The organism is Nocardia sp. NBC_01009, from assembly GCF_045208035.1.
Taxonomy (GTDB): domain Bacteria; phylum Actinomycetota; class Actinomycetes; order Mycobacteriales; family Mycobacteriaceae; genus Nocardia.
Map to the genome: position 1 here is coordinate 8,179,797 of NZ_CP108695.1, position 13,626 is coordinate 8,193,422.

At 66.4% G+C, this 13,626-nt stretch carries 14 protein-coding genes; 7 read left to right on the forward strand and 7 right to left on the reverse strand.

All coding sequences use genetic code 11. From position 1 onward, the window contains the following. Complete coding sequence (locus OHA42_RS37040; RefSeq protein ID WP_406232905.1) at positions 1-345, forward strand: VOC family protein; 345 nt, start codon at positions 1-3, stop codon at positions 343-345. 129 nt (positions 346-474) lie between these two features. On the opposite strand, the gene OHA42_RS37045 is transcribed toward OHA42_RS37040, so the two are convergent. Beyond that, complete coding sequence (locus OHA42_RS37045) at positions 475-978, reverse strand: GNAT family N-acetyltransferase (RefSeq protein WP_406232907.1); 504 nt, start codon at positions 976-978, stop codon at positions 475-477. A 343-nt stretch (positions 979-1,321) separates the two neighbouring features. Beyond that, positions 1,322-1,888 (reverse strand): DUF4245 domain-containing protein, encoded by a 567-nt coding sequence (locus OHA42_RS37050; RefSeq protein WP_328405875.1) that lies wholly within the window; start codon positions 1,886-1,888, stop codon positions 1,322-1,324. Between the two features lie 133 nt (positions 1,889-2,021). Between OHA42_RS37050 and glpX the strand changes: the two genes are divergently transcribed. Next, positions 2,022-3,065, forward strand: coding sequence for a class II fructose-bisphosphatase (gene glpX / locus OHA42_RS37055; RefSeq protein ID WP_328405878.1), 1,044 nt, complete (start codon positions 2,022-2,024; stop codon positions 3,063-3,065). Positions 3,066-3,740: 675 nt separating this feature from the next. Beyond that, the gene (locus OHA42_RS37060; RefSeq protein ID WP_406232910.1) at positions 3,741-5,165 is read left to right on the forward strand and encodes a class II fumarate hydratase; all 1,425 of its coding nucleotides are present in this window, start codon (positions 3,741-3,743) and stop codon (positions 5,163-5,165) included. An 89-nt stretch (positions 5,166-5,254) separates the two neighbouring features. Here OHA42_RS37060 and OHA42_RS37065 read toward each other — a convergent pair whose 3' ends face one another. The 3 genes from OHA42_RS37065 to OHA42_RS37075 all read right to left on the reverse strand — a co-directional run bounded on the left by OHA42_RS37065 (position 5,255) and on the right by OHA42_RS37075 (position 8,390). Continuing rightward, complete coding sequence (locus OHA42_RS37065) at positions 5,255-6,103, reverse strand: acyl-ACP desaturase (protein ID WP_406232912.1); 849 nt, start codon at positions 6,101-6,103, stop codon at positions 5,255-5,257. A gap of 109 nt (positions 6,104-6,212) precedes the next feature. After that, positions 6,213-6,767 carry an LGFP repeat-containing protein gene (locus OHA42_RS37070; RefSeq protein WP_406232914.1) on the reverse strand — a complete coding sequence of 185 codons (555 nt, stop codon included), beginning with the start codon at positions 6,765-6,767 and terminating at the stop codon, positions 6,213-6,215. A 210-nt stretch (positions 6,768-6,977) separates the two neighbouring features. Then, entirely contained in the window at positions 6,978-8,390 is a 1,413-nt protein-coding gene (locus OHA42_RS37075) for a PhoH family protein (RefSeq protein WP_406232916.1), read from the reverse strand. Positions 8,391-8,682: 292 nt separating this feature from the next. Here OHA42_RS37075 and OHA42_RS37080 point away from each other — a divergent pair, with 292 nt between their 5' ends. Then, a complete protein-coding gene (locus tag OHA42_RS37080) occupies positions 8,683-8,955 on the forward strand; it encodes a hypothetical protein (RefSeq protein WP_406232918.1) in 273 nt (90 codons plus the stop codon). Between the two features lie 8 nt (positions 8,956-8,963). Here OHA42_RS37080 and OHA42_RS37085 read toward each other — a convergent pair whose 3' ends face one another. Together OHA42_RS37085 and OHA42_RS37090 are read right to left on the reverse strand one after the other, a co-directional pair. Next, complete coding sequence (locus tag OHA42_RS37085; RefSeq protein WP_406232919.1) at positions 8,964-9,386, reverse strand: limonene-1,2-epoxide hydrolase family protein; 423 nt, start codon at positions 9,384-9,386, stop codon at positions 8,964-8,966. A 38-nt stretch (positions 9,387-9,424) separates the two neighbouring features. Beyond that, positions 9,425-10,162 (reverse strand): TetR/AcrR family transcriptional regulator, encoded by a 738-nt coding sequence (locus OHA42_RS37090; protein WP_406232921.1) that lies wholly within the window; start codon positions 10,160-10,162, stop codon positions 9,425-9,427. Between the two features lie 108 nt (positions 10,163-10,270). Between OHA42_RS37090 and OHA42_RS37095 the strand changes: the two genes are divergently transcribed. The 3 genes from OHA42_RS37095 to OHA42_RS37105 all read left to right on the forward strand — a co-directional run bounded on the left by OHA42_RS37095 (position 10,271) and on the right by OHA42_RS37105 (position 13,610). Beyond that, positions 10,271-11,467: an FAD-dependent monooxygenase gene (locus OHA42_RS37095; protein WP_406232923.1), complete on the forward strand. Its 1,197-nt coding sequence runs from the start codon at positions 10,271-10,273 to the stop codon at positions 11,465-11,467. A 134-nt stretch (positions 11,468-11,601) separates the two neighbouring features. Further along, positions 11,602-12,873: a hypothetical protein gene (locus OHA42_RS37100; protein WP_406232924.1), complete on the forward strand. Its 1,272-nt coding sequence runs from the start codon at positions 11,602-11,604 to the stop codon at positions 12,871-12,873. Positions 12,874-12,929: 56 nt separating this feature from the next. Next, positions 12,930-13,610 (forward strand): ESX secretion-associated protein EspG, encoded by a 681-nt coding sequence (locus OHA42_RS37105; RefSeq protein ID WP_406232926.1) that lies wholly within the window; start codon positions 12,930-12,932, stop codon positions 13,608-13,610. The last annotated feature ends 16 nt before the right edge of the window (positions 13,611-13,626 follow it).

Here is a 13,626-nt window from a genome sequence, read left to right on the forward strand (position 1 = left end):
ATGACCATTCGTCGCGCCACCCCCGACATCCGCACCGACGACATGGAGAGCAGCCGCGAGTTCTACAAGCTGCTCGGCTTCGAAGAGGCGATGGATCTCGGCTGGGTGGTGACGATGGCCTCGCCCTCCAACCCGACCGCCCAGGTCTTGCTCGTCGGCCCGGAAGCCGAACAGCGGCAACCCGATATGAGCGTCGAGGTCGACGATGTCGATGCCGTGCACGACGATATGGTCGCCGCGGGCGCCGACATCGTGTACGCACTGCGCGACGAACCATGGGGCGTGCGCCGCTTTTTCGTCCGCGACCCGAGCGGCACCATCGTCAACGTGGTGAACCACCGCTGACGGGCCGTTCCCGCTCGACCCGCACTCCCCGCATCGTCGGCCCACCCTCGCCATCCGGTGTGCACCGGGCAGCGCGACCGGCGCGCGGTTCGAGTGGTGCACACCCGCCCCACACGCCGGTCTCAGCGATCAGTCCGCCGCGATAATGCGGAAGCGGGCCTTATCGTCTGCTGTACCCCAGTGCTGGAATCCGGCCTTCTCCAGCACGCGAATCGAGGCCGGGTTCGACAGCTCCACATTCGCGTATACGGTGTGCACTTCTGTTGTGGTCAGCGCGAATTCGGCGAGGGCGCTGGTCGACTCGGTCGCGTACCCGCGACCCTGCCGCGAGCCGACGACGCCGTATCCGATCTCCAGCGCACCGTCCACCGGCGGCCAGAACAGGCCGAGCGAGCCGACGACGAGGCCGGTTTCGCATTCGATGATCTGGCGGTGGCCGTACTCGGTCAACCAGCCGGGATGCTCCGCGACGAGGGAGACGATGACGCGGTCGCCCTCGGCGGGGAAGTCCTCGGCCCAGTGGGCGAGTCGGCGGCCGTCCAGTACGGCGGCCACCTCATCGGCGGTCCACGATCGCAGCATGAGGCGATCGGTGATCAAGTCGGAATCGGCGGTCGAGAAATGGCGAGACATGGGGACACTCCTGACTATCGGAAGAGTCCGGCCGGCAAGTGAATTCGAGATTCAGCAGCGAGCAGACCGGATGCGGACGTGCGGAAGACAGCTACCGACAGCCATATTCATCAACCTCCGCCCGACCCGGTCCTCGCGTATCTCGCGCCACGGCAACCGTAGCGACCACACTCGGTTCGCGGCAACGTGCACAACTACCAGCAACACCAGCGGGGGTGACGCCTCGGCGCTCCAGCACCCCCGCGCCTCAGCGCTCAGCGCCTCAATGCTCAGCGAACCCAGCGCCTCAATGGCTCAGCGAACTCAGCGACTCAATGCTCAGTGACCTCAGCGACTCAATGGCTCAGCGCTTCAGTGGCTCCGCGGCGGCGACGGCAGCGGCCAGTGTCCGGAAAGCGGCCTCGTTGCCCGCGCCGGTGACGAGCACGCGCGACCGACCGAGATCGGCGATCCACGCCGACTCTTCACCGGGCTCGGCGTAGACGACCCACTTCTGGTCGCCGACCTGTTCGGCGCCGCTGGCGTAGCGCGAGCCCAGCACGAAACGGGACAGCGACTCCTCGGTCGCACTGCTCTGGCTCATGCGCATGTAGGTGCCCTGCGGGGTGAGGTACCCCACTGTGCTGACCGGTCCGCCGCCGTTGCTCGTGATGGTGTCGCGGCTGCCGGAGTTGGGCGTCCAACCCGCGGGCAGGCTCGGATTCCGGATCGGGAAGGGCAGGGTGCGGGCGTCCGCGGTCAGCGCGGCGGTGACGTCGAAGTGCGGGATCTGCCCTTGCGTCGGGCCCTTGGCCGCGAAACTGCACTGGCTTGCCAACCCGGCGAAAACCACGGCGATCAGCACCAACGGGAGCAGCGACCAGAGCAGATCCCGGTAGTCGTTGAGAATGCGCGGCTTTTGGTACGACACGCTCCCAGTATCCACGCACCACCCAGCAGGCTCGACCACAGGTGGCCCGGGGCCGGTACGGGTGTACCTGATCGGGAACGTCCACGCTTCTGAGACAATCACTCCTAGCAACGACCGTAGGAGGCACACCGTAATGACGGCATCTTCGCCCGCACCCAGCCGCCGCGAGGCGCCGGACCGCAACCTCGCGCTCGAACTGGTCCGGGTCACCGAGGCCGGTGCGATGGCCGCGGGTCGCTGGGTCGGCCGTGGTGACAAGGAGGGTGGCGACGGCGCGGCCGTCGACGCCATGCGGCAGCTGGTCAGCTCCGTTTCCATGCGCGGCGTGGTGGTCATCGGCGAGGGCGAGAAGGACGAAGCGCCGATGCTGTACAACGGTGAGCTGGTCGGCGACGGCACCGGTCCCGAGGTGGACTTCGCGGTCGACCCGGTTGACGGCACCACACTGATGTCGAAGGGCTCGCCGGGCGCCATCGCCGTGCTCGCGGTCGCCGATCGCGGCGCGATGTTCGATCCGTCCGCGGTGTTCTACATGCGCAAGATCGCGGTCGGCCCCGACGCCGCCCACGTGATCGATATCTCCGCACCGATCGGCGAGAACATCCGCAGGGTCGCGAAGGCCAAGGGCCTCCTGAAGTCCGACCTGACCGTGTGCATCCTGGACCGGCCTCGGCACGCCGAGCTGATCCAGGAGGTCCGCGACGCGGGCGCTCGTATCCGGCTGATCTCCGACGGCGACGTCGCGGGCGCCATTGCCGCCGCGCGACCCGATTCCGGAACCGACATCCTGGTCGGCATCGGCGGCACCCCCGAGGGCATCATCGCCGCCGCCGCCATGCGCTGTATGGGCGGTGAACTACAGGGCATGCTCGCGCCCACCGACGACGCCGAGCGGCAGAAGGCGCTCGACGCCGGACACGATCTGGACCGGGTGCTGACCACCGAGGATCTGGTGGCAGGCGACAACGTCTTCTTCTGCGCCACCGGCGTCACCGACGGCGACCTGCTGCGCGGCGTCCGCTACTACGGCGGCGGCGCATCCACCCAGTCGATCGTCATGCGCTCCAAGTCGGGCACCGTCCGCATGATCGACGCGTACCACCGCCTCACCAAGCTGCGCGAATACTCCTCGGTCGACTTCATCGGCGACGAGGACGCAATCCCCCCGCTACCGTAACGGGCGGCTGACTTCGATCACCCCTGGACCGTCGACCACTCCCCCATGTGGTCGGCGGTCCAGTCGCATTCGCCCTGCGCACACGGCCGACCCGAAATCGCCGCACAACCACCCCACCCTCTCGGCACGATGACACCTTCCGAGCGCAGCGAGACCCAGCACCAGCGTTCTCGGCGCGTCCCACCCCTCACAACAACCGACGGCATCGACCAAAGTCGCAAACTCAGCTGCCAACGCCCCCACTCGGCACGATGACACCTTTCCGAGCGCAGCAAGACCCAGCACCAGCGTTCGCGGCCCGTCCTACCTCCAGAACAGCCGACGCGCATCGACCAAAGTCGCAAGTCCAGCGACCAACGCCCCCACTCGGCACGATGACACCTTTCCGAGCGCAGCAAGCCCGAACGCCAGCGTTCGCGGCCCGTCCCACCTCCAGAACAACTGACGCGCATCGACCAAAGTCGCAAGTCCAGCTACCAACGCCCCCACTCGGCACGATGATGTCTTCCGAGCGCAGCGAGACCGAGCACTAGAGTTCGCGGCCCGGCTCGCGTCCGAGCGGCCGAAGCGCATGCGCCGCAGGCGCGAGTCTCGGCCGCTCGGACGCGAGCCTAAGGGGGCCGCGAACACGCAGCGCCGAAGGCGCTGCAAATCAAACACAGCTAGGGTCGATTTATGACGACCGAGGAGACGCAGTACCGCATCGAACACGACACCATGGGCGAGGTCCGCGTCCCCGTGCACGCGTTGTGGCGGGCGCAAACCCAACGGGCCGTGGAGAACTTTCCGATCAGCGGACGCGGCCTGGAGCGTGCGCAGATTCGCGCGCTCGGCCTGTTGAAGGCAGCGTGCGCCGAGGTGAACCGCGATCTGGGTCTGCTCGATGCCACCAAGGCCGACGCGATCATCGCCGCGGCCGTGGAGATCGCCGAGGGCAAGCATGACGACCAGTTCCCGATCGATGTCTTCCAGACCGGTTCCGGCACCAGCTCGAATATGAACGCCAACGAGGTGATCGCCTCGATCGCCAAGGCCAACGGCGTCATCGTGCACCCCAACGACGACGTGAACATGTCCCAGTCGTCCAACGACACCTTCCCCACCGCAACGCATCTGGCCGCCACCGAGGGCGCCATCAAAGATCTGATTCCGGCGCTGGATCATTTGCGGCTTGCGCTGCTGGACAAGTCGACCGAATGGCGCACGGTGGTGAAGTCCGGGCGCACCCATCTGATGGACGCGGTACCGGTCACCCTCGGCCAGGAATTCGGCGGCTACACCCGCCAGGTCGCGGCGGGCATCGAGCGCATCATGGCGGTGTTGCCGCGCTTGGGTGAGCTGCCCATCGGCGGCACCGCGGTCGGCACCGGCCTCAATGCACCGGACGGTTTCGGCACGAAAGTCGTTGCGGAACTGGTGCGCTCGACCGGCCTCGATGCACTGTCGGAGGCGGAGGATCACTTCGAGGCGCAGGCCGCGCGCGATGGCCTGGTCGAGGCTTCCGGCGCGCTGCGCACTGTCGCGGTCAGTCTCACCAAGATCGCCAACGATATCCGCTGGATGGGTTCCGGCCCGCTCACCGGCCTCGGTGAACTGCAGCTGCCCGATCTGCAGCCCGGCAGCTCGATCATGCCGGGCAAGGTGAATCCGGTGCTGCCCGAGGCGGTTACGCAGGTCGCCGCGCAGGTGATCGGCAACGACGCGACCGTCGCGTTCTCCGGCGCGAGCGGTGCGTTCGAACTGAACGTCTACATCCCGGTGATGGCACGCAATCTGCTGGAGTCGATCCGCTTGCTCGCCAATGTCTCCCGGCTGTTCGCCGACAAGTGCATCCGCGGCCTGGTCGCGAACGAGGACCACCTGCGCACCCTGGCCGAATCGTCCCCGTCCATCGTGACGCCGCTGAATTCGGCGATCGGCTACGAAGAGGCGGCTGCCGTCGCGAAAGAGGCGCTGAAACAGCGTAAGACGATTCGGCAGACGGTCATCGACCGTGGCCTCATCGACGAAAAGCTGACAGAGCAAGAACTCGACCGCCGACTCGACGTGTTGTCGATGGCGAAGGTGAAGGACGGACAGCAAGCGTCCGGCAGCGAATAGCCCCTCAGCGCCACAAAAAAAACCGGCCGGTGCACGTGTCCGTGCACCGGCCGGCGGCAATTCATTCGCGTTATCCGCGACAGCCCGAATCAGGCAAGCGACTCGGCACGAGCCTTTTCGCCTTCGTCACCGAGATCGGTCCGTTCGAACACGTTCCACCGGGCCAGCAGCGGAGCGAAAACCAGCTCGCCCTCCTTGGCCGGGTCGTAGATGCCTGCGTCGGCCAGCAGGTCGTCGCTGCTGCGCCCGTCGGGCAGCGTCACCGTCGGCACGTGGAAGCTCGCCACACTGTCGGCGATGGCACGCATCGTCTGGTCGGGCGCGATGTCGAAGGCGGCAGCGATCAGGTTGGCGAAAAGGACGGACTGCAACTCGTCGTCGGCCGCAATGCGCTCGGCCATGACGGTGACCATCTTGTTCTCGCCGAGGGCCGCGGTGTTGCGATGCCGGATCGCGGCGGCCGATTCCTCGAACGCGCAGGTGGCCAGCACGTCGAGCAGGTGCAGCGCGGGACGGCGGAAGCCCTTGGTCATGTGGTCCATCCGCAACCGCTCCAACTCGATCGGATCGACCGAGCGGGTGACCATGAGGTAGTTGCGGATCATGATCTCGTGGCGGTTTTCCTCGGCCGTCCACCGGCCGACCCAGCGCCACCACGAACCGGTGCGCAGGTACTTGCCGATCTCACGGTGGTACGAGGGCAGGTTGTCGGCGATCAGCACGCTGACGGTCAACGCCAGCTTGGCGGTCTCGCTGAGCTCGGATTGCTCCGGCTCCCAATCGATGCCGCCGAGGAAGCCGAAGTTCCGGCCGTTGTCCCACGGCACGTAGTCGTGCGGCTGCCAGCCGTCTGCGGCTTCGATGTGACGACGCAGATTCAGTTCCACCTCGTCCGCAAGCGCTTGCAGAAGCTCGCGGTCGGTCAAGAGATTTTGCACTCACACAACCTAGCTGCTGGGCCCGCGGCGCGGGCATCGACAGATGAGAAACAGGGATGGAGACCGGCGTCCGGCAACGTGCGCGCACGGCCCCGGACGCCGCGGCCGATCAGGCCTTGGGCGTGACTGTAGTCTTGCCGTCCACCCACGTGATCGTGCCCCCGCTGAAATCGCTCTCCTTGCCGCCCGCGATGTCCTGCTCGTCGCTGGTCGGGTAGCCGAGCTTGCCGTTGGCGCCGCCGTTGTCTTCCCACGCCTTGCGAATCTCGCCCCACACGATGTGCGAGCCGGTGTCCTTGCTCCAGAAGATGGTGCCGCCGGTGAAGTCCTGGTACTTACCGTCGTTGGGCGCAGTCTCCAGTGCCTCCAGCGGGGCACCGAGCGGACCGGTCGGACCACCTGTCGCGGTGTACTTTTCGAGGATCTCGCCGGCAACGGCGATGTCGCCACCCTGCGTAGCGATCTTGGTTTCCTCCACGGCGCCCGCGGTGTGCTCCTCCTCCATGTGCCCCATGGGCATCGAGGGCATCGAGGTGGTCGTCATCGAAGCGGGCTTCGAGTCTTTGTCGTCATCCTTGCTGCAGCCCGCGGCAAGCAGCAATGCGCCCGCCGCGAGCACCACAGTGAGACCAGCCGTTCGTCGAGCGAAGTGGTGCATTTCCATCCTCTCGAAAGTGGCTACCGGCGACACCGCGGACGCGGTGACGTCGGCCGTAGCCTAGGCCGCTGTCCGGCAACGACCCGGCGAATCGGTGACCGACTCGCCGGGTCGTTGCTGAACACGTATCGCGGCGGATATTACCCATTCGATTGTGAGATGAAACACACTCTGAATAGTTGCTGACTATTCAGGCGCCGCACGGGGTTTGCCGGGCTATGCGCTCGGGCCGTACTCCTCCAGCATCTCGGTCACCAGCGCGGCGATCGGCGACCGCTCGCTACGGGTGAGGGTGATGTGCGCGAAAAGCGGGTGCCCCTTGAGCTTTTCGATCACCGCGGCGACACCGTCGTGCCTGCCGACGCGCAGGTTGTCGCGCTGTGCCACATCGTGGGTGAGCACCACCCGTGATCCCGTGCCCAGTCGGCTGAGCACGGTGAGCAGCACATTGCGTTCCAACGATTGCGCCTCGTCCACGATCACGAACGAATCGTGCAGCGAACGACCGCGAATGTGGGTGAGCGGCAATACCTCCAGCATGTCGCGGCTGAGCACCTCCTCCATCACCTCGCGACTCGCCAACCCGTCGAGGGTGTCGAAAACGGCCTGCGCCCACGGGCCCATCTTCTCGCTCTCGGAGCCGGGCAGGTAGCCGAGGTCCTGTCCACCCACGGCATACAGCGGCCGGAACACCACCACCTTGCGCTGGGTGCGGCGCTCGAGCACCGCCTCCAAACCCGCGGTGAGCGCCAGCGCCGACTTGCCGGTGCCCGCTCGGCCACCGAGCGAGATGATGCCGATGCTCTCGTCGAGCAGCAGATCGAGGGCGATGCGCTGCTCGGCCGAGCGGCCATGCAATCCGAACGCCTCGCGCTCGCGCACCAACTGCACCCGTTTGTCGGGAGTCACCCGGCCGAGCGCGCTGGAGCTGGAGCCGAGCAGCCGAATTCCGGTGTGGCACGGCAGTTCCTTGGCATCATCCAGATCGATCACACTCTCGGAGTACAGCCGGTCGATCTGAGCGGAGTTGACATCCAGCTCTACCATCCCGGACCAGCCGGAGGTGACCACGTCCTGGGCGTGGTACTCATCGGCCTGCAATCCCACCGCACTCGCCTTGACGCGCAAGGGAATGTCCTTGGAGACCAGCACCACGGCGCGGCCCTCCGCCGCGAGATTGAGGGCACAGGCCAGGATTCGGGAATCATTGGTGTCGGTGCGGAACCCGACCGGAAGTACCGCTGGGTCGGTGTGGTTCAGTTCCACCTGCAGCGTTCCACCCTCGGTGCCGATCGGCACCTGCTGATCCAGCCTGCCGTGCTGCAGGCGTAGATCGTCCAGGTTGCGCAGGGCTTCCCGCGCGAACCAGCCCAGTTCGTGATGGTGTCGTTTGCCTTCGAGCTCGCTGATGACAACCAGCGGTAGGACGACATCGTGCTCGCCGAACCTGGTGAAAGCCCAGGGATCCGACAGCAACACCGAAGTGTCGATCACAAAGGTCCTGGCACCGGAACTGTGGGAATGCATGGGGCGGGCCCCCTTGGTGTCCGAAGAGACAGCGGCGGAATCCTTATTTTTCGCGGAGCGGGAATGCGCCGAGGGAGCGGGAACGGAGCGTGCAGCAGTCACGGTGGGCTCCTTTGTGTCCGCGCGGCACCCGCACAGACGATCTCGCTGGACCGGTCCGTCCTGATGGATCCGACGTGAGTCAGATGCCACGAGGGCCGGGTGCCGGCCCCCTCGTACTGAATAGCTCAGTCACGGTCAGGACCTCCCGTGCGAGTCACACCGACGCGACCCGCACCACCGACGCTACCGCCGACCGAGATTCCTCGCTCCCGGACCGGAAGGCGTGTCCGTGAATTTGTCGTTAACCCGAGCTCACGGGAACATCCGGCGCCCAAGGGTTAGAGTCGCAGACATGGCCGGTTACGAGGATCTGGAGAAGCTGTCGTCCAAGGAGTTGCACGACAGGGCGGTAAAATTGGCGGTGCGTCACGGAGACGTGAAGTACCTGTGGCGATTGCTCACCTCGATCCCCGCTGCCGAGGCTGCGGCGGGCAACCTCGGCCAGAGCGCGGCCGACATCAAGTACGTCGTCCCGATGATCGATGACTACGTCCATGCGGGCGACGGCGAAGTCGCCGAGGTGTTGCGCCCGTACTACCTGGAGTACCTCATCGAGCATTCCTAGTTCCCGGCTCAATCGCGCGGGAACACCGCGCGCCACAGCCCGACAGCGGTGCCGCGCAGGAAGTTCTCCCAGCTGAAGTGGTCGTCCCACAGGATGATCCGGCCCTCGCGCAGTTCGAAGGTGCCCGCGACCCAGAACGCCACGTGCACCGGACCGAACCGCAGGATGTCGGTGCGGTCGGTGAGCACCACGTTGTCGTCCTCGGCCGCAATGTGATGCATCTCGACGGCGAAGCCGAACTGGTCCCGGTGCAGACCGCGCAGGATGCGCCGGGCCAGACCGCCGCCGACGTCGGGCAGCGTGGAGTTCTTCCAGACGAGGTCAGGGTGCAGAAGCTCCAGCGCCTCCTCCACCGCGCCCATTTCCAGCGCGGCGAAGAATTCGCGCACGGTGATGATCGCGTCTTCTGTCAATTCGGTCTGATCGGACATGTTCCGACTGTAAGCCGCGCGGGTCGGCTCCGGGCAGATCAGCGCCGGTCTGCGATGAAGACGGCGAGTCCGTCCAGGATGCGGTCGATGCCGAAGTTCAGCGCATTGTCACGGCCGGCCCCTGGTTCGGAGGCCCCGACGACAGCTTGCTCGGCGAAGGCCGCGACTGTCTCGGGGTAACGATCGCCCGCGGCCGCCATGACCTCCCCGAGCTCGCGCATCAGCTGTTGTTCCAGTCCCTCTGTACCCACCGTCATCGATTGCTGCGCGAGGCTGCGGACGTGACCGTTCAACAGCACCATGGTGTCGAGGCGTTCGGCTCCGGTCAGGCCGGTGCCCGCCAACACCTGCAGCGCGGCCTCCATCCACAACAACTCGTTGGGCCCGAACGGACGCACTCCCACGGAGAGTTCGAGCGACCACGGATGCGCGTTGTACTTCTCGAAGATCGTCTCCGTCCACCGGCGCAGGCCGATGCGCCAGCGCTGCTCGACCGAATCCGCTTGGATCGCTGCCATATCCGGCGGCGTGCCGAGGGCCGCGTCGAGCATCAGCGCCGTGAGCTCAGCCTTGCCCGGCACGTAGCGATACAGCGACATCTTGGTGTAGCCGAGGCGCTCGGCGAGACGCTGCATGGACAGGTTTGCCAGGCCATCGGCATCGGCGAGGGCGATCGCCTCGGCGACGATCCCATTCAGTGACAGCGAGGGCTTCGGTCCACGCTTTGGTCGCTGCTGGGTTCCCCATAGCAACTCGACAGCGGTAGGTGATGGCATCACCACATCCTTCCGGAGATACGGCTTGACTCGGAACTGTGTCTACCATACTCTCATTCGTGTCCGACAGAAACAGATTCCATTGGACGCAGAACATAGGGAGTCAGTATGCGAAACAAGACCGTTCTCATCTCCGGCGCCAGCGTTGCCGGTCCCGCCCTCGCCTACTGGCTGAACCGCTACGGATTCGCCGTCACCGTGGTCGAGCGGGCACCTACGCTGCGGACCGGCGGTCAGGCCATCGACTTCAAGGGCGAGACGCACCGCATCGTGCTCGAGCGGATGGGGATCTGGGACGATATCCAGCAGCAGCGCACCGGCACGACCGACACGGTGTTCGTCGACGAAGCAGGCAAAGAACTCGGCGTCATGTCCGGCGACTTCACCGGCGGCGACGTGGAAATCCTGCGCGGTGACCTCGCGGCGATCATGTACAAGAAGACCGCCGACGAATGCGAGTACCTCTTCGGCGACTCGATCAGCACACTCACCGACACCGCCGACGGTGTGTTCGTCGAGTTCGAGCGCGGCCCGGCGCGCACCTTCGACCTGGTGTTCGGCGCCGACGGAATCCATTCGCGGGTACGGAAATTGGCCTTCGGACCGGAAAAGGACTTCGTCAAGCACCTGGGCCACTACTACTGCGTCGCGGGTGCGAGCCCGTGGAGCCTCGACGCCGACGGGCCGCGCGAACGTGCGACTGCGTATGCGCACAACACACCGGGCAGGCTCGCGGTCAGCGGCGGCTCGAAAGCACAGCAGCTCTACATGTTCGCCGCCGAGGAACTCGACTACGACCGCAACTGCACCGCGGACCAGCGGCGGGTCATCAAGCAGACCTATGCCGACGTCGGCTGGGAGCTGCCGCGCATGCTCACCGAAATCGACGAGTTCGAGGACGTCTTCCTCGATTCGATCAGCAAGGTGGACATGAAGAAGGCCGGTTACGCCAAGGGACGGGTCGCGCTGGTCGGCGACTCGGCCTACGGAAACACCCTGGGCGGCTTCGGAACCGGACTCGCGATCGTCGGCGCCTATGTCATCGCAGGCGAACTCGCCGTCACCGACGATCACCCCACCGCCTTCGCCAACTACGACGAGATCATGCGCCGCTACACCAAGCTCGCGGGCAACAGCAATGCCGGTGCGTTCCTCGCGCCGAAGACCGCGCGCGGCATCAAGATGCGCAATTGGTTCATGAACTCGCGGATGTTCACGCTCATGATGAAGTACAGCGACAGCGCGGCGAACAACATCGACCTGCGGGACTACCCGGCTCTGGTCACCCAGTCCGTTGCGAACTGAACCGGTCCGACGGTGCGAATCCGCCACGGCGTGGCTAGCACCGGAGGGCAGGGGTGTGTTTCGATGGAACCGGGGCAGGGTCGGGTGCGTCTATAGGGTCAAGACGGCACTGACGGAAGGGCGGAGGGCCGGTCATGAGACCAACCGACGGCCGCGCGATCACCAATCCCGAGAACGCGCAGAACTTTTCGCACGCAGAGATCAAAAAGGCGTCGGTTCAGATGAACCCGGCCGGGCTCGACGGCGCCTTCGAAGCCTGGTCGGCTATCGCGGCGGCGGTGACCAAGGCCGGGGAACAATTCGAGGCGGCCATTCAGCAAGCGGCGGACCAGGATTGGGAGGGGGCCGCCGCGGACAGCGCCGTGCGTGGCATCCGGCAGTTCACCGCGCGGATGAGTGAGCTCGGGCAGGCACTGGATCAGCAGTCCCAGCCGCTCTCGGCGGCGGCAGGCGCGGCAGCGCGGTTCAAGGCCGCAGTGCCCGACATAGTCGAAAGTTCCGGAACGACAACCGATCCCGCGGCCCGAAACACCGCCGAAGAGCAGGCCCGCGACGACATGAACACGCTGTACATCCAACCGTATGGGAATACTGCCCCGGACATTCCGACGCTGCCACCGCCGGTGCGACCCGTCGGTGTGAATCCGGGTGGTATCGGCGGTGCGGACGCCGGCGCGCAACCCGGCGGTCCGAACGGCACCGGATCGGGCAAACCCGGCACGCAGAGCGGGACCGAGCACGACAATCCGACCGGCCACGACGAGCCCGCCGGGCCGGACAAACCCACGGACAAGCCGGCAGCTGGAGACCAACCCACAGATCACGGCGCACCGGCAGAGCAGGACACACCGGGCAAGCAGGACACACTGGCCTTGCAATCCGAATCGGAGCAGCAGGGGCAGCCGGAAGAAGAGACTCCGCAGCAAGTCTCGCCCGCATCGAGCGGGCAGAACGGCGCGCCCACCATTCCAGCAGGCACCACACCCACCCCGACGAGAGCGGCCATGCCCTCGACACTCGGCCCTGCCTCGTATCCGGCAACGGTCCCGACCGCGTACACGCCGGTCGCGCCGGTCGCGCTCGACGGCATCCCGAGCCGGCCGACGACACCGAGCTCGCCCACCGCGGCACCGGTCTACAGCAACGAACCTCGACCAGGCACGTCGGTCCCCGGCCAGCCGGGCCCGACGGCGGGAACGCCGGGGACACAGCCTGTCGCCGGCCCCGCCGGTCGTCCCGGTGCGACAGTCGGAGCGGGCTATTCGAACATGGTCCCGCCGCGCACCCGGGCACGAGGGACCGACGGCGAGCACGAGTCGCCCAGCTACCTGCGCTCGGAGGAGCATGCCGCGGAACTTCTCGGCCCGGTCGAGCGGACCGTCCCGCCGGTGCTCGGGGCCGAGTGATGGCGCAATGGTTGCTCACAGCCGAGCAGTTCGCGGCCGCGTGGTTCGGAACCGGCATGGACCGTTTACCTTTTCCGTTCCGGTTCACCAGCCGCTTCCCCGGCCGCAACGAGTATCAGGCGTATCAGCAGCAGTTCCGCACGGAACTGGCGCGCGAGGACCACATCCACCTCCGGCGCGCGCTCGGTGTGCTGGCCCGACCCGATTGGCGCATCGAACTATTCGGCATCGACAATGCCCGCGAGTCGGCGGAGATTCGGGCCATCGGGTGCGCGACCCGCGGCGGCCCCGGCGTCATCGCCGTGCAGGCGCCCGGCCCCGACGGTGGCAAGGTGCGCTTGCGCCGCTGCCGCGTCGACCAGCTCGCCACCGAACTGGTTCGGCTACTGCCGGACCCGCCTGCGGGTACCGCAGCCGAAAAGAGCTACCTGCTGGACGATCTCAACGACGACCGTCCCGACCCGTTCGCCAATGCGCCCTCGCGCGCGATCAAGGAACGCTACCGGCGCTTCTGGCGTCAGCCCTACGACACCAGAGGCTCTGCCGTTGTGTTGCTCGGCCCACGCAACGGCACGCCGATCCGGACCGGCAAGCTGCGCTGGATTGATACGACGGAGGGCCGCTACTGCGAGATTCCCGCCAACCGCGCCCTCATGATCCGGCCGGCAACCAGCACGGATATCACCCGCTACCTGGACGAATCCATCATTCGCGGCAAAGCGCGGCTCGACGGTTAGGGACCTGCGACGCCCT

Excerpts from the sequence above, each read along its gene's own strand:
- OHA42_RS37040 (WP_406232905.1), top strand. The coding sequence starts at position 1 with ATGACCATTCGTCGCGCCACCCCCGACATCCGCACCGACGACATGGAG.
- OHA42_RS37045 (WP_406232907.1), bottom strand. The coding sequence starts at position 978 with ATGTCTCGCCATTTCTCGACCGCCGATTCCGACTTGATCACCGATCGC.
- glpX (WP_328405878.1), top strand. The coding sequence starts at position 2,022 with ATGACGGCATCTTCGCCCGCACCCAGCCGCCGCGAGGCGCCGGACCGC.
- OHA42_RS37060 (WP_406232910.1), top strand. The coding sequence starts at position 3,741 with ATGACGACCGAGGAGACGCAGTACCGCATCGAACACGACACCATGGGC.
- OHA42_RS37070 (WP_406232914.1), bottom strand. The coding sequence starts at position 6,767 with ATGGAAATGCACCACTTCGCTCGACGAACGGCTGGTCTCACTGTGGTG.
- OHA42_RS37080 (WP_406232918.1), top strand. The coding sequence starts at position 8,683 with ATGGCCGGTTACGAGGATCTGGAGAAGCTGTCGTCCAAGGAGTTGCAC.
- OHA42_RS37085 (WP_406232919.1), bottom strand. The coding sequence starts at position 9,386 with ATGTCCGATCAGACCGAATTGACAGAAGACGCGATCATCACCGTGCGC.
- OHA42_RS37090 (WP_406232921.1), bottom strand. The coding sequence starts at position 10,162 with ATGCCATCACCTACCGCTGTCGAGTTGCTATGGGGAACCCAGCAGCGA.
- OHA42_RS37095 (WP_406232923.1), top strand. The coding sequence starts at position 10,271 with ATGCGAAACAAGACCGTTCTCATCTCCGGCGCCAGCGTTGCCGGTCCC.
- OHA42_RS37100 (WP_406232924.1), top strand. The coding sequence starts at position 11,602 with ATGAGACCAACCGACGGCCGCGCGATCACCAATCCCGAGAACGCGCAG.
- OHA42_RS37105 (WP_406232926.1), top strand. The coding sequence starts at position 12,930 with ATGGACCGTTTACCTTTTCCGTTCCGGTTCACCAGCCGCTTCCCCGGC.